We start from the raw sequence: 20103 nt of genomic DNA, 5'->3' as shown, positions 1-20103 counted from the left end.
ATAAATATTTCTCCGGTCGTCCGGATACTGATGGCACCGAGTTATTTCCGCGCTGGGAGCAGGGCCGGGTGGCGTGACGCCTCGCCGATTTTGTCTTTATCGAAAATCGTCTTCTCGTTCACCAAGCGAAGTCAGGGGAATACCACGACTTTTTTGTAATAGCGGTTCCCTCACTTCGGATGAGTGAGTTCAGAAGATGTCAGAAGAAATCTCTAAGCACGGTGCGGACGACCGCGTGCTGACCGCGAACGACGATATCTCGGGGGTGAGCCGATAATGCGAGGACGGAACCACGAGTGGTGGCCGAACCAGTTGAACCTGGACGTCCTCGACCAGAACACCGAAGACGTGGGTCCGTACGGCGAGGACTTCGACTACGCCGAGGAGTTCCAGAAGCTCGACCTCGAAGAGGTGAAGGCCGACCTCAAGGACCTGATGACGACGTCGCAGGACTGGTGGCCGGCCGACTACGGCCACTACGGACCCTTCTTCATCCGGATGGCGTGGCACGCCGCCGGAACCTACCGCACCGTCGACGGCCGCGGCGGCGCGTCCGGCGGGACCCAGCGCTTCGCCCCGCTCAACAGTTGGCCCGACAACGGGAACCTCGACAAGGCCCGCCGACTGCTCGAACCTATCAAGCAGAAGTACGGCCGCAAGCTCTCGTGGGCCGACCTGATTATTCTGGCCGGGAACGTCGCCCTCGAATCGATGGGCATGGAGACGCTCGGCTGGGCCGGCGGACGCGAGGACGAGTTCGAGCCCGACGAGGCCGTCTTCTGGGGGCCCGAGGAAGAGTGGGAAGCGCCTCAGGACCAGCGCATCGACGAGGACGGGGAACTCGCGGAACCCCTCGGCGCCACCGTGATGGGCCTCATCTACGTGGACCCCGAGGGTCCGAACGGCAATCCGGAGCCGCTCCAGTCTGCGGACCGAATCCGCGAAGCGTTCGGCCGCATGGCGATGAGCGACGAGGAGACGGCCGCGCTCATCGCGGGCGGGCACACGTTCGGCAAGTCCCACGGCGCCGACGATTCGGACATGGGTCCCGAACCCGAGGCCGCTCCCATCGAGGACCAGGGCCTCGGCTGGACCGACTCCGGCAAGGGCTCGGACACGACCACGAGCGGCATCGAGGGCGCGTGGAACGCCTGGCCGACGATGTGGGACACCTCCTACCTCGACAACCTGCTCGACTACGAGTGGGAACTGACCGAGAGCCCCGCCGGGGCCAAGCAGTGGGAACCGGTCGAGGAGGAGGCCCACGACACCGTGCCGGACGCCCACGACCCGTCCGAGAAGCACGCCCCGATGATGATGACCACGGACCTCGCCCTCAAGCGTGACCCCGAGTTCCGGGAGATAATCGAGGGCTTCCGCGACAACCCGCCGGAGTTCCTCGAGGCCTTCGCTCGGGCGTGGTACAAGCTCATCCACCGCGACATGGGCCCGCCCGAGCGGTTCCTCGGTCCGGACGTCCCGGACGAGACTATGCTCTGGCAGGACCCGCTCCCCGACGCCGACTACGACCTCATCGGGGACGAGGAGGCCCAACAGCTCAAGGCCGAGATTCTCGACTCGGAGCTGTCGGTCTCCCAGCTAGTCAAGACCGCGTGGGCGGCGGCGGCGACCTACCGCGACAGCGACAAGCGCGGCGGCGTCAACGGCGCTCGCATCCGCCTCGAACCCCAGCGTAGCTGGGAAGTCAACGAACCTGCCCAGCTAGAGGCGGTGCTGGAGACCTACGAGTCGATTCAGGAGGAGTTCAACGGCTCGCGAAACGACGACGTGCGCGTCTCGCTCGCCGACCTCATCGTGCTGGGCGGCAACGCGGCCGTCGAGGAAGCCGCGGCGGACGCCGGGTACGACGTCGAGATTCCGTTCGAACCCGGCCGCACCGACGCCACCCAAGAGCAGACCGACGAGGAGTCGTTCGAGGTGCTCAAGCCAGAGGTCGACGGGTTCCGCAACTACTTCGGCGGCGAGTACGACGTCGCGGCCGAGGAGATGCTGGTCGACCACGCCGACCTGCTCGACCTGACGGCCTCCGAGATGACCGTCCTGGTCGGCGGCATGCGCGCGCTGGGCGCGAACTATCAGGACTCGGACCTCGGCGTCTTCACCGACGAACCGGGGACGCTGACCAACGACTTCTTCGTCAACCTGCTCGACATGGACTACGAGTGGAAGCAGGCTTCGGAGTCACGTGAGGTCTACGAACTGCGCGACCGCGAGACGGGCGACGTCGAGTGGGAGGCAAGCCGCGTGGACCTGATTTTCGGCTCGAACTCCCGGCTTCGGACCATCGCGGACGTCTACGCGTCCGAGGAGGACAAGTTCGTGGAGGACTTCGTCGACGCGTGGCACAAGGTCATGACCAACGACCGCTTCGACCTCGAGTAATCCCGCTCGCGTCTCGCGGGACCTCTCGCCGTTCTCTCTCCGACCGTTCTCCCGGTTTTCGCCGCGGTTTTTTCGACTCGCCCCGACTCCGACGCGCCGGGCGCACGACCGACACTAAAAAATAGGGTAGTTCCGAAGGGCGATACGATGCTGGAGTTGGAGCATCGCTTTCGGGTGGTGGACGTGCACGCGCGCCTCAACGCAGACGCCGGAGGCGTCCAGACCCGCGGGCGGGCAATCAGTCCCGACAGGTTAGAGCGAGAAATGCATCAGGCGGGCGTCGTCCGGTCGGTCGTGTTCCCCGGCGAACGCGACGGCGGGAGCTACGTCAGCGCGAACAACGCCGTCGCGCGCCGGAGCGTGGACCGGCCGTTCCTCGCGTTCGCCCGCATCAACGGGCCGCGCGACCCCGGCGAGCGGGCCTCCTCGCGCCTGCGGAACCTCACCGCGCGCCGGAAGGACCACCACACCTCGCCGGAGGACGTGGAACAGTACGCCTACGACGACCGGTTCCACGGGTTCAAACTCAACCCGGCCGAGGACGGACTGCCCGACGACGAGACCCTCGACCAGTTGGAGGACGTCGGCCTGCCGGTCCTCGTCCACGGCGGCGAGGGGTTCACGCCGACCGCCGCCGAGGACACCCTGCTCTCGCGGTCGTTCCCGGTCGTGCTGGCCCACTTCGGCGGCCACCCGCTGAACCGCGACCTGATGACCGACGCGGTGGACCTGCTGGAGCGGTGCGACAACTGCTATCTCGACACGAGTTACGTCCGGTACCGGGACCTGCTGGAGCGCGCGGTGATGGAACACCCCGACCGCGTGCTGTTCGGGAGCGGCGCGCCGAGTTCCCACCCGAACGTGGCGGTCATGGAGATTCTGACCCTCGACGTGCCGGAGGACGCGATGCGGAAGGTGTTCGACAAGAACGCTCGGCGGGTCCTCGGCGACTCGCTTCCCGACGACTTCTGAGTTCGGCGACAGTTCCGCCCCGACGACTCGCCCGGCGGTTCGCGTCTCGACCGCTCGGACTCTCTCGACGCCGTCGCGGCCATCGCCGGGCGAAACCATTAGGTGCAAGCCGACGATGTGTACTCGGGGCGGAACCGGATGTCAGACAACGGGAACAACGGGACCGACGGTGGCGACGACCGTGACGAGGAGGCGAGCACGGACGGCGACCGAGACGAGGACTCCGGCGACCGGAGCGACCGCGAGGAATCGACCGACGAGTCGGTCGGGAGCGTGACGCTCTCGCTCGACGCGACGCTCGAACTCCTCGCCAATCACGACCGGCGGGCGATCATCTCCTACCTCCGGGACGCGACCCGTCAGACCGCGACGGCGGACGAACTGGCCGACCACCTCGTCGAGCGGAGGGCGGCGCGGACCGGCGAGCGGCCCGGCCGAAGTCACGTCCTCTCGACGCTCCACCACATCCATCTCCCGAAACTGGTCGACGCGGGCGTGGTCGACTACGACGCCCGTAGGCAGGAGGTTCGTTACTGGGGAAGCGAACGACTCGAAACGTGGCACGAGCGCATCGAGGCCCGCGACGGCGACTAATCGGGCATGTATCGGGCGACCGCGTCCGACGCGACGGCGGGCCCGGTAAAAGTTAGATAGTCGGTGTCCGCCTCGCGTTCGGCGGCGACCGCGAGAAACGGTTCGAGGTCCTCGACGCCGCCGGCGAGCGACACCACCTCGTCGGCGTCTTCGTAGTCCACGATGTCGGCCTCCGAGAGTTTCGGGAGGTGGGTGTGGACGAGCGAGGCCACTGCGCGCTGTCGGTCGTCCGCGAGACCTGCGGCGGTGACGACATCTGCGAGTTCGCCGACGGACGCCGGACCGCTTCGTCGGAGAGCGTAGATGACGCGCCGTCGGTATGCGCTACGGAGGAGATCGCACGAACGGTCGATTCGTTCGCTGACAGTTGTCCTGTCCTGTCGTACCATCGAGTAGCGGTACGACTATCTTGTACTTAAACGCAGGATTCGTTCCCGTACCGTTTTGTATTTTTGTTCGTACCGTTGCAACCGTTTCACGCCGACTCCTCGGCCAGTGCTACCGGCCCTGTCGGAGTCGTCAGTAGCGGACCAAGACCGACCCGAGCGGCGACGGAGTCACTGTTCCGGTTCTTCGACGGGGTCGTCGACCGTCTCGGGCGCGGTCCGCCAGTCGTACAGTTCGACCGCCCGGTCGGCCCGGGCCGAGAGTCCGTTGGGGTTTCTGGCGTCGCTTCGGTCTCTGAGACGCGACCAGAGACCGTCCTTGGACCCGACCGCGATGCTCTTGGTCACGCGCTTGCCGCTTCCGATCCATCCCGACGGCGTCTGTTCGCCCCGAATCACGTCGCTCGCGTTCGACGCCGCGTCGGACACCGCGTCTCGGAACGTCCGCGCGAAGACACCGGGCCGCGGGCCGTAGTTCTTCACGAGTCGATAGGCCAGCGCGCGGTACTTCCACCCCCAGTCCCGGTCGTCGTCCTCGTCGTCGTCGGCGTCGTCGTGAATCACGCAGACCGACGGGGACCACGCCACCTCGTAGTCGTTGGCGGCGAGTCGGTGGGCGCAGTCGCGCGCGCCGCCGGTGACGAGGTACTCGTCGAACCCGTCCACCGCTTCGATGGCCTCGCGAGTGAACGCGACGTTCCCGCCCTCGAAGTAAGTCACCTCTCGCCCGTCGATGGTCCGCGACTCCTCGGTCTCGGCGGTCACGCCCGCCCGGACCGAACGGTGGACCGGTCCGGTCACCGCGTCGGTGTCGGCGTCCGCGAGTGCGTCGCGGACGCCCTCGGCCCACGTGGGTTCGACCGCGTTGTCCTGCCCGACCAGCGCGATGGCGTCGCCGCTGGCGGTCGAGAGGCCGGCGTTGCGCGCGACGTTGAGTTTCCGGTCGGAGACCTCTATCAGCACGTCCACGTCGTCGCGCTCTCGTATCATCCCGGTGGTCCCGTCGGCCGAGGGGCCGTTGACGACGACCACTTCGGCGTCGGGAGCGTAGGCCGCGAGCGCGTCGAGACACGACGCGAGGCGCTCGCGACCGTTGAGCGTCGGAACCACCACGGATAGCTCCATACCCCCGAATCTCCTGCCCGAGCCTTAAAAACAGTTCGGCCTCTGTTCACCGAATCGTCACTCCGCGTAAAGGTCTGTGACGGTACTTCCGCCCGAGGTCCGCCGACTCACATCGAGCGAGACCCGACCAGTCACTCCACGCGAGTGTTCCAGTAGGACACCGACGCGAAGTAGTCGCCGATGGGCGACTCGCCGATGGACGTATCGAGGTTCCGAATCTGGCCCGCGATAGCGCCCGGAATCTTCCGGTAGAAACCGTACGGGAGTATCCAGTCGTGTTCGGCGTCCACGAGGTGGAGGTCGGCCTCGTCTAGCAGTTTGTCCACGTCGGCCCGCGAGTAGAGGTGCGACCCCATCGGGAGCAACCAGTTGTAGACGCTCCGGGTGCTCCGGGCGTTGAAGGTGTCGAAGACGACCCGCTCCTTGGCGACCCGACGCATCTCCGAGAGGAAGGTCGCGGGCGTGTCCGCGAGGTGGAAAAATCGCATCGCGAACACGGTGTCGAAATGGTCGTCGGGGAACGGGAGGCGACCCGCGTCGCCGCGCATGAACTCGAGGTGGTCGGCGACCCCGGCGTTCCGGGCCTTCTGGCGGCCCTGCTGGAGCATCGCCGCCGAGATGTCCAGACCGACGATGTCGGCCCCGCGTTCGGCCAGCATGACGGTGAACCTGCCGGTCCCGCAGGCTATCTCTAGCACGTTCTGGTCTTCCAGCGGGCCGATGGCGTCGAGGACGGCCTGTTTCTCCCGGCGGTCGATGAGACGCCCGCCGCGGGAGAATCGCTTGTCTTCGTACTCCTCGGCGACTTCGTCGGCCTGGTACCACTCCGCTCCTTTCACGCTTCTCGTCTCCATGTAGTCCGCGGGGGGACTAAAACGGTATTGGAACCGTCTCGCGACTGACCGCTTCGCGCGACGGGGCGAAGTTCTTTGCTCCTCGCCACCGTGCTGCACGCGAGGAGACGAATGACGACCTGCAAGCGATGCGGACGCCCCCTCGACGCCGCGGACCTCGTTCGACACGAGCGAGGCCGCTTCGTCGTCGTCCACTGTCCGGACTGCAAGTTTCCGCTCGGCCGGTACAACCGCCACGGCGACGACCCGGGGACCGACGGCCCGCGCGAGTAGCGCTTACTCACCGCTGGTGACGACGCGGTCAGGTCGAATTCGAACGATGACGCGCGGACCGGCCTCCTCGCCGTGGTTGGGATACTCCTCGACGTCCATGTAGCGGCGCGCGAGTTCGTCGATGTGTTCGACAGCGCCGTCCTCGGTGACTTCGACGACCTCGCCTCGGACCGAGACGTACCGGTAGGGGTCGTCGGGGTCCATCACGCAGACGCCGACCTTGGGGTCGCGCTCGACGTTCTTCGTCTTCCGGCGACCGCGCGCGGTGTTGACCAGCAGGTGCCCCTCGTCGTCGCGGTCTATCCAAACTGGCGTCACCTGCGGGGTGCCCCCGGGCATCAGGGTGGCGAAGTTGGCGAACGTCTCGCGTTCGAACAGGTCGCGGAACGCCTCGGGAATCGACTCCATGCCGCACGCAACGTGTTCGCCCGACGTAGGTTTTGCCGCCTCGCTACGGACGAAACTCATTTAAGGTGACATAATATGTCCTTAAGGAGTATAGAGTGTACTGATAAACATATAGCCAACATTTACCCGTCTCTTCCGGAGTGAGGTAGGTATGAGCACGACCACGGACGAGTCACCCGTCGCCGAACAGTTATCTGACGACTTCCGCGAACGCCTGCGCGAACTCCCCCCGAGCGCCAAGTTGGTCGCCAAGGTGCTGGAGACCGACGCGCCCCTCTCGCAGGGCCAACTCGCCGAGGAGTCGCTGCTGCCCGACCGTACGGTACGCTACGCCCTGAACCGCCTCGAAGAGGAGGACCTCGTGGACTCGCGCTACAGCTTTCAGGACGCCCGCAAGCAGGTCTACTTCCTCGACCGCTGACGACGTCTCCGCCTCGCAGTAGACTCACCGACACTTTTCTCGCTGGCGCACCTCCGGTCCGACATGGACATCCGGCAGGTCTCGGTCCCGACCCAGACGCTCGCGCCGACCGGGGCGACCAACGCCTACGTCGTCGGCGACGAGGAGGCGATTCTGGTGGACCCGGCGGGCCGAACCGACGACCTCGACGCCGCGGTCGCGTCGGCGTCGGTCGAACACGTCCTCGTCACGCACGCCCACCCCGACCACGTGGGCGGAGTCGCTCACTACGCTGAGTCGTGCGACGCGACCGTCTGGGCGCGCGCGGGCCGAGAGCGACGATTCGAGCGCGCCACCGGCGTCGCGCCCGACCGGACCTTCCGCGAGGGGACGACCGTCGCCGGCGCGACGGTCGTGGAGACGCCGGGCCACGCGCCCGACCACGTCGCGCTCGCGGCAGACGGTGCGATGCTGACCGGCGACCTCGTCGTCTCGGCCGGGAGCGTGGTCGTCGGCGCGGACGAGGGCGACGTGCGGGCCTACCTCACCTCGCTGCGGCGACTCTACGCACGGAACCCGGACCGACTCTACCCCGGCCACGGTCCCGCTATCGACGACCCGCGGGCCGAAATCGAGCGCCTGCTCCGCCACCGACTCGACCGCGAGGCGACGGTTCTCGCGGCGGTCCGCGGTGGCGCGACCACGCTGGACGAAATTCTCGACGCAGCCTACGACAAGGACCTCTCCGGCGTCCGGGACCTCGCGCGAACCACGACCGCCGCGCACCTCGAGAAGTTGGCCGTCGAGGGGAAGGTCTCGTGGGACGGCCAGCGAGCGAACGCGGCGGACGCCGACGCGTAGCGGCGGCGGCCGACGGGCGGTTCGTAGCGAGTCGGCGGGGAGGTTCGCTCCGGAGTCGCGCCCCGATAAACACCCTTTTGCTCGCGAGACCCCACCTCCGGATGTGCAGAGTCTCGAATCGGAACTGGAGCGCGCCCGGGACCTCGACACCGACGACCTCGCGGACGCCATCGAGACCATCGGTTTCGAGTGTACCCGGTGTGGCGCGTGCTGTAAGAGCGCGGAACCGGACTCCGCGGACGGCCGAGTAGCGAGCGACGCGGAGCGTCCCTCGGACCGTGCGAGCGGCGATAGCCGCGAGCAGACGGCGGCGTCGCCAGACGCCGAAGCCGACGAACCGCACACGGCCACCGTCTTCCCCGACGAGGTCCGGGCGTTGCAGGACGCCACCGACTACGACTGGCGCGACGTGGCCCGGCCGATGCCCTACGGTCTCGACGGCGGTGACGGCGCGGCCGACGAGTCGTCCGGAACCGAACCCACCGGCGAGACGTTCGAGTGGGCGCTCCAGACCGACGCCTGCGGCGATTGCGTCTTTTACGAGGAGGGAGAGGCGACGGAGTCGCCTCACGGAGACGGCGAAGCCGTCGGAGCAGACGGCACGGGCGCCTGCACGGTCCACGACGACCGACCGCTCATCTGCCGGACCTACCCGTTTTCCGTCGCGCTCGGCGGGACGAGTCAACCGATGGGCGAGGCAGTAGACGAGGAGGGCGTGGTCCGCGCCCACGAGTGCGAGGGGTTGGGCAGAGATATCTCGCGGGAGGACGCCGAGGACCTCGCGGCGGCGCTCAAGGAGCGGGCGGTCCGAGAACTGGAGGAAGCAATTGGGGTCCGCGACGAGTACGAACCCGCTCACCCCGACGAAGGCGTCGTCGTCCACGACTCGGAGGGAGCGAAGCGCCCCGACGGGTCGGTCTACGACGGGTAAGCACCGCGGGCAGGGCCGTGCGAAGGACTGCGAGTGTGGCCGCGCGAAGGTCTGCGCGGGCGGGCACTTGCGGGCGTACCACGAAAGATTGGTAAACCGTTCTTTAGATCTACTCTATATAGTTAAAACATAGCTGTAGTTGTCTCCAGCTCCGACCGGTCACCGCTCGTTGCGAGCGAGAGAGTACCGGGAGGACGCGGACCGGCCGGTCACGCGTCGGGGAGAGCCGCCGGTGTCGGCGACCGTCCTGCGGTAAAAAGAGTCGGCTTAGAAGTCTTCTTCGATGATTTCGCCGACAGCGAAGTTGGACTTGACTTCCGTAATCTCGACCTTGACGCGCTCGCCGATTTCGGCGTCGGGGACGATGATGACGTAGCCGCGCTCGACGCGGGCGATGCCGTCGCCCTGCTTGCCGATGTCCTCGACTTCGACGTAGCGCACTTCGCCCTCCTCGACGGGGGGTTGCGGTTCGGACGGTGCGCCGCCGCTCTCGGACTGCGACTGGGACTGGGACTTCGACTCGGACTGCTGAGCGGAGTCGGAGTCGTCCGAGATGAGCGCGACGCGGTAGGTCTCGCCCGGTTCTACCGACCCGGTTTCGATTTCTCGACGCGGTACTTCGACGACGTACTTGTCGTCTTCGATAGTTACGTCAGCACTGAACAGACACAGGAGTTTGTCAGAGATCTCCAAGGCTATATACCTCCGTTCGAAGCCAAGTGGTCAGCGCGTAAAGAATTTTACTCAACGGTAGTTTCCTGCGCGTGCGGCGGCGAGTCGCTCTCTGGTCCCCGTTCGCGGCGAAAGCCCGGTTCGAGACCGTCACCACCGCCTCAGTTTCGTCGCGCTTCGCTCGGGAGGACTTCGGAGCCTCCCGACTCCCCGCTCGGGTGTCGTCCCGTCCGCGGTGGACTGCGTGTGGTTGGAATCGCCGGACCGCTCGCGGTGGATTCGGAGTTCACCTCGTCTCCCCCGTTCGACGGTCGTTTCGCGCGGTCTTCGCATCGTTTCGAACCTCGCCAGACGTGTGAACGGGCTAACATTGATACGCTCCGACCTACGAGGTGATAGTATGGCTACCGATTCGTCGCGGGAGTGGACCGGTTACGACAAACTCGCCGGACTGGTCGCACTGGCGCTCATGGCGGGCTACTACGTGACGCCGATACAGCAGACCGTCGGCGGGGCGATGCACGCGATGCTCGGCCCGGCCACGACCATCCTGCCGTTCTCGGTGCTGATACTGCTGCTCGCGGGAACGACCGGTCTCTCGTCGGCCGTCCTCCAGACGAAGCTACGGAATCGCGAGCGCATGGAACGTCTTCAGGAGCGCATGTCGGACCTGCGCGACCGGTTGGAGTCCACCCGCGAGCGCGACGACGAGGACGCCGTCGAGGAACTTCGAGCGGAACAGCGGGACCTCACCGGCGAGTACCTCGCCGCGATGAAGACGCAACTCCGGCCAGCGGTGTGGAGCATGCTCGTCTCGGTCCCGGTGTTCCTGTGGCTTCGCTGGGTGTTCGTCGCCCCGAGCGTCGCCGTCGCCCCGGCGGCGTTCGCGCTCCCGCTCGTCGGTCACGTCGCGTGGACCGCGACGCTGGTCGGCCCGCTCAAGGTCTGGCTCGCGTGGTACGTCGGCTGTTCGCTCTCGACCGGTCTCCTCGCCCGAAAAGCAGTCGCGCGACTCGCGTGAGTATTCGGACGCCCCGCGCCGCCCTCAGTCCGCGCCTTCCGGCCGTTCCGCGGTGGTGAACGCCGTCAGGTCCACGCCCACGTCGGCGTCGAGGTCCGCGGGCGAGTCGTAGGGCCGGTTCACGATGACGTTTCCGGCGCGCTGTTTTCCGAGACCCGGAATCGCGGTGAGTTCGTCCATCGTCGCGCTGTTGAGGTCGAGCGGATGGACCACGCCCGTCACCGAGCGATAGCCGTGGTCTACCACCGCCACGTCCACGGTCTGGCCGAGTTCTCGCTCGCCCGGAATCCCGACCAGCAGGGGGTAGGTCCCGAGTTGGCGGCCGAACGTCCTGCCGCCCTCGTGGTATTCGAGGTGAACGTCGGGCAGAATCGTGCCCGCCGGGGCGAGGCGCTGGAGCATCGGGTTGTCGATGTCCTCGCGGACCTCGGTCTTGTACTGCTTGAACAGCTTCTTGTGATCCTTGGCGATGTCCGCGCCGACGTCGCTCATCTCCGTGCCGTCGAAGGCCATGACCTGCCGGATGTTGACCCGCCGCAGCATCAGCCCCTCGTCGTACACCCGGTTCAGGAACTCCTTGTTGTGGTCGAACGTCTCCTCGCGCTCGCCCTTCAGTCCGTGGAGCAGGTTGATGCCGGGCAGGAGCTTCGGGAGGCGGTTCGCGGCGTCTCGGCCGTGGGTGGGCGCGTCGGCGGGGTCCTCGCCGGGTCGCCACCCGGCCTCCTCGTTGACGATTTTGACCGCCTCGAAGCACTCCTCGGCGGTCACGTTGAGGTTGTTCTCCTCCTGCACGCGCGGGTCGGCCGATTCGAGGCCGAAGGCGGCGGTGTCGCCCGGGGTGTTGTGTTCGGCGATGACTCGGATGCCCTCCCGGGCCAACTCGGGCCACTCGACCACCGTGATGGGGTTCATGTTGTCGAGGTGGAGCGTCTCGATGTCGGGCGCGACCTCCCGAATCCCGCCGTAGAGGTCGCGAAGCGCGTCGGGGTTGGGTTTCTCGCCGTCGCCGCCGTAGGCGAGGATGTCGGCCTGTCGCCCGAGTCGGAAGTGCCTCGCTCCGCGCTCGTAGAGCGTCTGGACTTCGCTGACGACGGACGGGGGCCGCCGGAACGACGGGTTGCCGTACAGCGGTTCCGTGCAGAACGAACACCGGTAGGGACACCCCCGCGAGGTCTCCATCTCGCAGATGAGGTAGTCGGGGTGGTTGGGGTGCTGTTCGATGACGAACGCGCCGTCGGCGGCCCACCGGTCTATCTCCTCGTTGTCGCGCATCCGGTTGTTGAACCCCTCCAACCCGCTCTCCAGCAGGTCGTAGGCCGCGGCTTCCACGTCGCCTTTCGCCACGAAGTCGAAGTCGAGGTCGTCGCGCTCGGTCTCGGTCGCACCGGCGTTCTCGTCGCCGACGCCGAACTTGACGGGGCCGCCCATCAGACTGGTCCCCTGCGCGGTCCACGCCATCTTGCGCACTTCGTCGGGTTCGGCGGGGGTGCCGCCGACGTACTTTCCCGGCACGGTCATTCCGCCGATGTAGACGAACAGGTCGGCGTCCTCCACGTCGCGCCACTTCCCGGAGTCGTCCCGCAACTCGTCGATGGTGTGGTACGTGACGTTCTCCGCCGGAACGCCCGCGTCCACGATGGCCCCGGCGGTGTACCGGGGGTACGTCGAGATGTACGGCGGGACGCCGAAGTGGGCCGGTTCGTCGACGTACCCGTCCACGAGGGTCACGTCGAGGTCCGCGAGGTCGGTCATAGACCACGGTTGCCTCTCGACGGGTAAAACGGTGACTACACGGGGCGAAAGTGGCCCGGTCGCGCGCCGGGAATCGACTGCCGACCACAGGTCGATTCCCCGGCGCGGTCGGCCGACGACGCCGTCACGCCCGGCGTAGACTGGGTTGCTCGCCGGCGTTGTACGGAGCCTAAAGTCACTGTTCGCGCCGTTCACGCGAGTTCATCTCCGGACCCGTTTGACGCCGCTCGGCCCGTGGAATGCCACGTGTTCGGCGTGCGACAGTAGGCGCCCCGGAACAATGGCCGGTTCGGTCCAACGAACGGTCGACGATTGGCATGTCCGAACGAGACTCCTCTCGCGACGGTATCGAACGACGCGGCGTCCTCGCGGCGCTGGCGACCGGTGTCGGCGGCGTCGGTCTGGCGCGCAGTTCGTTCGCCCGTGAAACGGGCACGCTCGACGCGACCCAGTACGTCGTCGAGCAGGGCGACCGGTGCGTCCCGATAACGCCGCTCTCGGGCGACGAGACCGTCGAATCCTTCTACGACTACCGGACGCCGCACACGGCGCCGTCCGGGGAAGCCTACAGTTCCTACGGTACGACCGACCTCCAGCGCCCCGAGACCAGCGTCTGCTTCCTCTACGACGGCCCCGAGGGACTGAGTCTGGTCGTCGTCCACGACAAACTGAACGACGGCACCTCCGGCGGCGCGGTGACGTTCGACCTCCGAGTGGCTACCCCCGGCACCACCGCGTGGGTCGTCGGCGACGACGACTACGACGCCCCGACCAACTACGACGAGTTCACCCGGACCGACGCGGGGTGGACCGTCGATTGGACGTGGGCCAGCGGCCGGTCCGACGGCGGGGCGCTCCGACCGCTCGGCGACGACTTCACCGTGACCATCGACCCGCGTTTCAACGAGAACGCCGCCCTCTACGGAAACCCCTACGAGGGCGAACTCACCGAGTGGCAGGTCCTCTCGGGCGACCGGAGCGACCCCGACCGATTCTCGCTGGCGATGGACCAACCACTCACGATTCGGGCGGGAACCTGCGGCGCGGCGACGACCACGGCGACGCGGACCGAGACGACCGAAGAAACGACGACGGAAGAGACGACCGAAGACGCCGACGAGGAGCAGTCCTCCGACCCGATTCACGCCGAGTTGGAGATACTCCCCGGCAAGGTGAACCCCCGGAGCCACGGCCGCCTCCCGGTCGTGGTCCGCTCGACCGACGAGTTCGACGCGACCCGCGTGGCCCGCGGGAGCGTCGAGTTCGGACCGAGCGCCGCGGGCCCGGTGAAGCGAATCCGGACCGACGCCGACGGCCGCGCGGACCTGAAACTCCACTTCCGACTGGACGCGACCGGCATCGACTGGGACACCGACGAGGTGGAACTGACCGGCGAAACCGAGAGCGGCCGGGAGGTCGTCTGCGTCGCCGACGTGGAACTGGTTCCGCGGGGCGACGGTGACGACAACGAGGAGGACGAGAACGGCGACAGAGACGAGGGAGACGGTGACGACGAGGACGGTGACAGCAAGCACGGCGAGGACGGAGACGGGGAGAAAGAGGCCGAGCGCAAAGAGGACGACGAGCGGGCGGAAGACCACGACGAGAGCGGTGGGGAGGAGTCAGACGAGGACGGAGCGGAGGATACCGAGAGCGACCACGGGCGCGGAAACGGAAAGGGCCACGGGGGCGGAAAAGGTCACGGAAACGGGAACGGTCACGGAAACGACGACAACCCCGGGCGAGGACGTGGTCGCGGGAAGGGTCGCGACGGGGACGACTGACCCGACGGCGGACGACCGACCCAGAATCGCCGAAGCCCTCGCGTTTATAGTCACCGCGCCGTAAGATTCGGCTATGCCCGCGACGCTCGAAGTGAAGTGTACGAACGACGAGTGCGAGATGGACATGTTCGAGATGCATTACACCTACGACATGCCCGACGACGTGGGGGTCTCGGACTTCCAGTGCCCCTACTGCGGCGGAACCGATTGCCTCCGAGAAATCGAGCTATGACCCTGCGAGAAATCGGCCAGTCGGTCGGAAACGCGGTCCTCCAGCGCGTCGGCCGGGCCGCGAGCAAAGTTCAGGAGTCCAAGCCCCTCCCCGTGGACCTGCTGGAGAGCGACGACGCCTACCTCGTGGTGTTCGACGCGCCGGGCGCGACCGGCAGCGACGTGCAGGTCCGGTACGCCGACGGCGCGGTCCACGTCCGCATCGACCGGTTTCGGGACTTCTACGGGGGGTTCGAGATGCTGTTCCCGGGTCGGGGGCTATCGCTCGACGGGAAGGCCGACCTGCCCGCCGACGCCGCGGTCGAGGCCGAGGAGGCGTCGGCGACCCTGACCGAGAACGGAACGCTCCGAGTCCGCGTACCCAAGCGCGCCGAATCGACCGACGACTCCGTCGCGGAGTCCGTCGAGGCGTAGGCCGGCGCGCGGTTCCCCGCTCTCGGACTCGACGCGACGGACGTTCGACACCGGCGGGCGCTTTCCGTTTTTGCTCCTACACGAACACCTAACCGTCAGACGCTCGACCGTTCGGTATGAGCGATACGACCGACCGAGTCGAGCGTCTGCTCGACGAACTCACTCGCGACGAGAAGTTCCGACTGGTCAGCGGCGCCGCGGACCCCGAGAGAACGGCGACGGGGTACTTGCCCGGCGTCGAGCGCCTCGACGTCCCCGAGTTCAGACTGGTCGACGGACCGCTGGGCGTGCGCGCCGAGGGAGAGCGCGCGACGGCGTTCCCGGCCTCGCTCGCGCTGGCGGCGACGTTCGACCCCGAACTGGCGCGCGAACAGGGCGCGGCGATGGCCCGCGAGGCGAAGGCCCACAATCAAGACGCGCTGCTCGCGCCGGGCGCGAACCTCGTCCGCGTGCCCCACTGCGGCCGCAACTTCGAGTACTTCTCCGAAGACCCGCAACTGGCGGCCGACCTCACCGCGGGCGTCGTCGAGGGGATTCACGACGAGGACGTGGTCGCGACGGTGAAACACTACGTCGCCAACAATCAGGAGTCCAACCGCACGCGGGTCAGCGCCGAGGTGGACGAGCGGACGCTCCGCGAACTCTACCTCCCGGCGTTCCGCGCGGCCGTGGACGCCGGCGTCGGGTCGGTGATGACCGCCTACAACAGGGTGAACGGCACCCACCTGAGCGACCACCGCGAACTGGTCTCGGAGGTTCTCAAAGGCGAGTGGGGGTTCGAGGGGTACGTCGTCTCCGACTGGTACGGGGTCGAGAGTACCGTCGGCGCGGCGAACGCCGGACTCGACCTGGAGATGCCGGGCGTCTCCCCGGCCGCCATCCGCGAGGCGGACGACGGCGGCGACGCGTCGCCGGACGCCGCCGACGTGTCGTCGCTCGACGGCATCCCGGACCCGACGAAGGCGGGCCTCTTCGGCGAACCGCTGGCCGAGGCCATCGACGACGGAGCGGTCTCCGCCGACCGACTCGACGACATGGCGGCGCGAGTCCTCGGCCAGATGGAGCGAATCGGACTGCTCGACGGCGACCGAGACGACGGGGCTATCGACACGCCCGCCCACCGCGACCTCGCGGAACGAATCGCGGCCCGCGGGACGGTCCTGCTCGAGAACGACGACGTCCTGCCGCTGGACGACGGAACCGACGTCGCACTAATCGGACCGAACGTTCGCGAGGCGACAGTCGGCGGCGGCGGGTCGTCGGAGACGACCCCGTTCCGGTCGGTCGCCCCCGCGGAGGGAATCGACGCTCGCGCCGACGGCGAGGTGACCGTCGCGCGCGGCGTCCCCGAAATCGAGGACGTCTCGCTGTTCGACCTGCTTCCCTACATAGACGACTCCGACGAGGCGGGCGGGGACGCGGAGACGACCCCGGACCCCTCGATAGACGAGGCGGTCGCGGCCGCTGAGGACGCCGACGTCGCCGTGGTTGTCGTGCGCGACGCCACCACCGAGGCCCGCGACCGCGAGACCCTCGAACTCCCCGGTCGACAGGACGAACTGGTCGAGGCAGTCGCCGACGCGACCGAGCGGACGGTCGTCGTCGTCAACTCCAGCGGGCCGGTGGAACTGCCGTGGCACGACGACGTCGAGGCCCTGCTCGCGGCGTGGTACCCCGGGCAGGCCCACGGTGACGCGCTCGCCGACGTGCTGTACGGCGACCGCGACCCCGGCGGACGCCTCCCGGTCACCTTCGGCCCCGAAGAAGCGTTCCCCGCGACCGACGAAACCCAGTATCCGGGCGTTGACGACACGGTCGAGTACGCGGAAGGGCTTTTCGTCGGGTATCGGCACTTCGACGCCGCGGACGTCGAACCGACCTACCCGTTCGGCCACGGGGACTCCTATGCGGAGTTCCGGTACCGGGACGCGGAGTCGCTCGGCGACGCGGTCCGCGTCACCGTCGAGAACTGCGCCGAGCGCCCCGGTCGAGAAGTGGTGCAGGCGTACGTCCGCCCGCCTGCGGCCCCGGAGGGCGTCGAGCGACCAGTTCGGGAACTCGCCGGCACCGCCGCGGTCGGACTCGACCCCGGCGAGAGCCGAACGGTAGAAATCGACCTCGACGACCGGGCGTTCGCCCGCTACGACCCCGACGACGGGTGGGTCACCGACGAGGGGACCTACACCGTCGAGGTCGGTCGGTCGTCGCGAGACGTTCGAGCGACGGTCGAGACCGAGCGGTAGGCGTCACTCGACGGTCATGCCCTCGACCACCTCGAACTCCTCGTCGCCGTCGAACCGGGTCGGGGCGAACTCCGGCAGGGGGTTCTCGCCGAGGACGGCCTCGGCGGCCGCCTCGCCCAGCGCCGGGGAGCGCATGAATCCGTGGCCCTGCCACCCGGCGGCGACGAACAGGCCGTCGCGCAACTCCCCGAGCAGGGGGTCGCGGTCGGGCGTCGCCACGCAGAGTCCGGCCCACGCCTCCCGGACCGCGCCGAACTCGCCGAGTCGGCGACCGAGTCGCTCGCAGGTCATCTCGCAGAACTCCCGGTCGGCGTCGCGGGTCCAGTCGTCGGGGTCGCTCTCTACTTCTTCGGTGCCGTCGCCCGCGAGCAGGCCCTCCGGGTGGGGCCGGAGGTAGTAGCCCGCAGTCGCGTCGTAGCACATCGGGAGGTCGGCCCGGCGCTCGGCGTCGAACCCCGCGGTCAGCGCCTGCACGCGGTAGGGTTTGAGCGCGACCGGAATCCCAGCGATAGCGAGCAGGCGCTTGGTGTGAGCGCCCGCGGCGACCAGTATCGCGTCGAACGACTCCGAGGCGTCTTCCTCTCCGACGGGGCGCACTCGGCGGTCGTCGGCGTCGAGTCGGACCTCGGTGTCGGTCCGAATCTCCGCGCCCGCTTCCTCCGCCTTCCGAGCGAGCAGGCGGGCGTAGCTCTCGGAGTCGGTGTGGCCCGCGTTCTCGGCGACGGCCGCGACGCCCGCGTCCGACCAGTCCGCCGCGGGGAACCGCTCCCGGAGGTCTTCGGGGTCTGCGATCGCGACGGCCCGGCCGGCGTCTCGCATCCGGGGTACCTGCTCGCGGATGGCCGCTGCGCGGCGCTCGTCGCCCTCGTGGGCGAACCAGACGTACGGGTTCTCGCGGAACTCGAAGTCGCCCTCGCCGGAGAACTCCCGGAAGCGCGCCATCGCTCGGTCGCCGACGCGGGCGTCCTCCGGCGAGGCGAAGGCGTCGTAGAGGACGCCCGCGGCCCGGCCGGTGCTTCCGCCCGCGATTTCGTCCTTCTCGTAGACGACGACCGACGCGCCCCGCCGGGCGAGGTCGTAGGCCGCGGTGACGCCGACCGCGCCGCCGCCGACGACTGCGACTCGGGTCGCTCGCTCGTCCCCGCCGGTCATTTGTGACCCCGGGGCCAGAGCGATTCGAGGTCCTGCTCGGCCACCCACTCTACGAGCGCGGCGAGGTCGTCGCTCGCGTGGTCGAGCAGTTTCTCGCCGACCTCGCGGGACCCCTCGGTGGGTTCGCCGACCGCGCCGCTCTCGGTGAAGTCGATGGCGTCGAAGCCGACCGACGCGCCGCGGACCGACTTGCCCCACGAGTCGCCGCCCTCGTCCTCGGCGGCCCGGAGCGCCGACTCGCGGACGAGGTCCTCCGCGACGGCGAGCATCACGCTGGTCTCGACCGCGTCGGCGTGGCCCAGCGAGGTGTCGAGTTCCTCCTCGATGAGGGCGTCGAGGTTCGACCACCAGTTCCACGGCGCGGCGAACGCGACCTCTTCGTCGCGCAGACCGCGGGCCGCCCGCCGGAGCGCTCCGGAGTTTCCGCCGTGGCCGTTGACGATGACTGCCTTCTCGAGTCCGTGGTGGGCCGCGCTCGCCACGATGTCGGCGACGTAGCGCTCGAAGGTTTCGGGGTCGGTCCAGAGCGTCCCGTCGAACTGGCGGTGGTGGGCGCTGACGCCGACCGGAATCGGCGGGAAGACGACGGCATCGGGGTGGTCGGCGACCGTCTCGGCGACCGCCCGGGCCGCGAGGAAGTCGGTACCGAGCGGGAGCGCGGGGCCGTGCTGTTCGACGCTACCGGTCGGGAGAACCGCGACCGACGCGTCGTCGAAGGCGTCGGCCGCCGTGGTCGTAGTGTGTTCGTGGAGATACGTGCGACTCATGGCGGGGAGAAAGGCCAGCGGGCACTTAGAGGTGTGCCCGCCGGAAAAGGGCGACAGTTGTCGAGTCGGTCCTCTCGGAGTTCTCGCTCGGAGTCCGGAACGGCGCTACCGTTCTCGTCCGACGACTTCGTTCCGGAGGGTGCCGACGCCCTCGTAGGTGATTTCGACCTCGTCGCCGGGTTCGACCAGTCCCGGGTTCGCGGGACTGCCGAACGCGACCACGTCGCCCGGACGGAGCGTGAACCGCTCGGAGAGGTACGAGACGATTTCGTAGGGGTCGAACAGCATCAGTTCGGTGTTGGCCTCCTGTCGGCGCTCGCCCGACACGTCGGTCCACATGTCGATGCCGGTCGGGTCGACGTCGGTCTCGACCCACGGGCCGAGCGGTCCCGAGGCGTCGAACGCCTTCCGGGCGGTCCGGCCCTGCTGGTCGAGCGCGTCCACGTCGTTCATCACGGTGTACCCGCGGACGACTTCGGGGACTTCCTCGGGATCGAGATTCCGGCACCGTTCGTCGACGACGGCCGCCAACTCGCCCGCGTAGGTGAGTTCGTCGGTGAACGACGGGTACGGAATCGGCCGGTCGTGGGCGATCAGGGAGGCCGGCGGCTTGACGAAGAAGTCCGGTTCCTCGGGGCGCTCGTACTCCATCTGGTCGAGCGTCTCGGCGTAGTTCCGGCCGACGCAGTACAGCGCGGTCGGTTCGCACGGCGGGAGCAGTCGCCCGTCGCGGCCGACCTCGTAGGTGCCGTCGTCGGTTCGAACGGTACCGTCCTCGTAGCGGCCCGAGACCGGTCCCTCCGGCGTCAGCAGGCGTGCGAGTCGCATAGTCGGGGTTCGGAACTGAGCGGGAAAGAGAT

Annotated in this window: 20 protein-coding genes and 1 pseudogene; 12 read left to right on the top strand and 9 right to left on the bottom strand. The window is 68.0% G+C overall.

Annotation, left to right across the window (positions count from 1 at the left end; translation table 11 throughout):
- The first annotated feature begins 276 nt into the window (after positions 1 to 276).
- The 3 genes from katG (at position 277) to M0R89_RS11235 (ending at position 3969) form a co-directional block, all read left to right on the top strand.
- Positions 277 to 2403 carry a catalase/peroxidase HPI gene (gene katG, locus M0R89_RS11245; protein ID WP_248649179.1) on the top strand — a complete coding sequence of 709 codons (2127 nt, stop codon included), beginning with the start codon at positions 277 to 279 and terminating at the stop codon, positions 2401 to 2403.
- 147 nt (positions 2404 to 2550) lie between these two features.
- Positions 2551 to 3375 (top strand): amidohydrolase family protein, encoded by an 825-nt coding sequence (locus M0R89_RS11240; protein WP_248649178.1) that lies wholly within the window; start codon positions 2551 to 2553, stop codon positions 3373 to 3375.
- Positions 3376 to 3513: 138 nt separating this feature from the next.
- On the top strand, positions 3514 to 3969 hold the full coding sequence (locus M0R89_RS11235) for a DUF7344 domain-containing protein (RefSeq protein ID WP_248649177.1): 456 nt from the start codon (positions 3514 to 3516) through the stop codon (positions 3967 to 3969).
- Here the strand turns inward: M0R89_RS11235 and M0R89_RS11230 are convergent.
- The 3 genes from M0R89_RS11230 to M0R89_RS11220 form a co-directional block, all read right to left on the bottom strand.
- On the bottom strand, positions 3966 to 4358 hold the full coding sequence (locus M0R89_RS11230) for a DUF7344 domain-containing protein (protein WP_248649176.1): 393 nt from the start codon (positions 4356 to 4358) through the stop codon (positions 3966 to 3968). The genes M0R89_RS11235 and M0R89_RS11230 overlap by 4 nt on opposite strands.
- Positions 4359 to 4526: 168 nt before the next feature.
- Complete coding sequence (locus tag M0R89_RS11225) at positions 4527 to 5480, bottom strand: glycosyltransferase family 2 protein (RefSeq protein WP_248649175.1); 954 nt, start codon at positions 5478 to 5480, stop codon at positions 4527 to 4529.
- Between the two features lie 131 nt (positions 5481 to 5611).
- Entirely contained in the window at positions 5612 to 6319 is a 708-nt protein-coding gene (locus M0R89_RS11220; protein ID WP_248652263.1) for a class I SAM-dependent methyltransferase, read from the bottom strand.
- A gap of 126 nt (positions 6320 to 6445) precedes the next feature.
- Between M0R89_RS11220 and M0R89_RS11215 the strand changes: the two genes are divergently transcribed.
- Positions 6446 to 6607, top strand: a complete 162-nt coding sequence (locus tag M0R89_RS11215; protein ID WP_248649174.1) for a hypothetical protein — start codon at positions 6446 to 6448, stop codon at positions 6605 to 6607.
- Between the two features lie 3 nt (positions 6608 to 6610).
- Here M0R89_RS11215 and M0R89_RS11210 read toward each other — a convergent pair whose 3' ends face one another.
- On the bottom strand, positions 6611 to 7015 hold the full coding sequence (locus M0R89_RS11210) for a PPOX class F420-dependent oxidoreductase (RefSeq protein ID WP_248649173.1): 405 nt from the start codon (positions 7013 to 7015) through the stop codon (positions 6611 to 6613).
- 151 nt (positions 7016 to 7166) lie between these two features.
- Between M0R89_RS11210 and M0R89_RS11205 the strand changes: the two genes are divergently transcribed.
- From M0R89_RS11205 to M0R89_RS11195, 3 genes are all read left to right on the top strand, one after another.
- Entirely contained in the window at positions 7167 to 7436 is a 270-nt protein-coding gene (locus M0R89_RS11205) for a MarR family transcriptional regulator (RefSeq protein ID WP_248649172.1), read from the top strand.
- A 63-nt stretch (positions 7437 to 7499) separates the two neighbouring features.
- On the top strand, positions 7500 to 8276 hold the full coding sequence (locus M0R89_RS11200; protein ID WP_248649171.1) for an MBL fold metallo-hydrolase: 777 nt from the start codon (positions 7500 to 7502) through the stop codon (positions 8274 to 8276).
- A gap of 103 nt (positions 8277 to 8379) precedes the next feature.
- Positions 8380 to 9207, top strand: coding sequence for a YkgJ family cysteine cluster protein (locus M0R89_RS11195; protein ID WP_248649170.1), 828 nt, complete (start codon positions 8380 to 8382; stop codon positions 9205 to 9207).
- Between the two features lie 267 nt (positions 9208 to 9474).
- Here M0R89_RS11195 and M0R89_RS11190 read toward each other — a convergent pair whose 3' ends face one another.
- Entirely contained in the window at positions 9475 to 9900 is a 426-nt protein-coding gene (locus tag M0R89_RS11190; protein ID WP_248649169.1) for a TRAM domain-containing protein, read from the bottom strand.
- A 379-nt stretch (positions 9901 to 10279) separates the two neighbouring features.
- On the opposite strand from M0R89_RS11190, the gene M0R89_RS11185 reads away from it, so the two are divergent.
- Positions 10280 to 10900, top strand: a complete 621-nt coding sequence (locus tag M0R89_RS11185) for a DUF106 domain-containing protein (RefSeq protein WP_248649168.1) — start codon at positions 10280 to 10282, stop codon at positions 10898 to 10900.
- Between the two features lie 24 nt (positions 10901 to 10924).
- Here M0R89_RS11185 and M0R89_RS11180 read toward each other — a convergent pair whose 3' ends face one another.
- A complete protein-coding gene (locus M0R89_RS11180) occupies positions 10925 to 12652 on the bottom strand; it encodes a radical SAM protein (protein WP_248649167.1) in 1728 nt (575 codons plus the stop codon).
- Positions 12653 to 12969: 317 nt separating this feature from the next.
- Between M0R89_RS11180 and M0R89_RS11175 the strand changes: the two genes are divergently transcribed.
- The 4 genes and pseudogenes from M0R89_RS11175 (at position 12970) to M0R89_RS11160 (ending at position 17324) form a co-directional block, all read left to right on the top strand.
- Positions 12970 to 14436, top strand: coding sequence for a hypothetical protein (locus M0R89_RS11175; protein WP_248649166.1), 1467 nt, complete (start codon positions 12970 to 12972; stop codon positions 14434 to 14436).
- A gap of 73 nt (positions 14437 to 14509) precedes the next feature.
- Positions 14510 to 14668, top strand: coding sequence for a DUF7559 family protein (locus tag M0R89_RS11170; RefSeq protein ID WP_248649165.1), 159 nt, complete (start codon positions 14510 to 14512; stop codon positions 14666 to 14668).
- Positions 14665 to 15072: pseudogene (locus M0R89_RS11165) on the top strand (Hsp20 family protein); the annotation flags it as partial. The gene M0R89_RS11170 and the pseudogene M0R89_RS11165, both read left to right, overlap by 4 nt.
- Before the next feature lie 125 nt (positions 15073 to 15197).
- Complete coding sequence (locus tag M0R89_RS11160) at positions 15198 to 17324, top strand: beta-glucosidase family protein (RefSeq protein ID WP_248649164.1); 2127 nt, start codon at positions 15198 to 15200, stop codon at positions 17322 to 17324.
- A gap of 3 nt (positions 17325 to 17327) precedes the next feature.
- On the opposite strand, the gene M0R89_RS11155 is transcribed toward M0R89_RS11160, so the two are convergent.
- The 3 genes from M0R89_RS11155 to M0R89_RS11145 form a co-directional block, all read right to left on the bottom strand.
- Positions 17328 to 18476, bottom strand: coding sequence for an NAD(P)/FAD-dependent oxidoreductase (locus M0R89_RS11155; protein WP_248649163.1), 1149 nt, complete (start codon positions 18474 to 18476; stop codon positions 17328 to 17330).
- Complete coding sequence (locus M0R89_RS11150; protein WP_248649162.1) at positions 18473 to 19243, bottom strand: creatininase family protein; 771 nt, start codon at positions 19241 to 19243, stop codon at positions 18473 to 18475. The genes M0R89_RS11155 and M0R89_RS11150 overlap by 4 nt, the downstream gene beginning before the upstream one ends.
- Positions 19244 to 19348: 105 nt before the next feature.
- Entirely contained in the window at positions 19349 to 20071 is a 723-nt protein-coding gene (locus M0R89_RS11145; RefSeq protein WP_248649161.1) for a fumarylacetoacetate hydrolase family protein, read from the bottom strand.
- Positions 20072 to 20103 lie beyond the last annotated feature (32 nt).

Source organism: Halorussus limi, from assembly GCF_023238205.1.
Taxonomy (GTDB): Archaea; Halobacteriota; Halobacteria; order Halobacteriales; family Haladaptataceae; genus Halorussus; species Halorussus limi.
The sequence above is the reverse complement of the archived record's forward strand: the minus strand, read 5'-3'. Positions and strand labels throughout refer to the sequence as shown.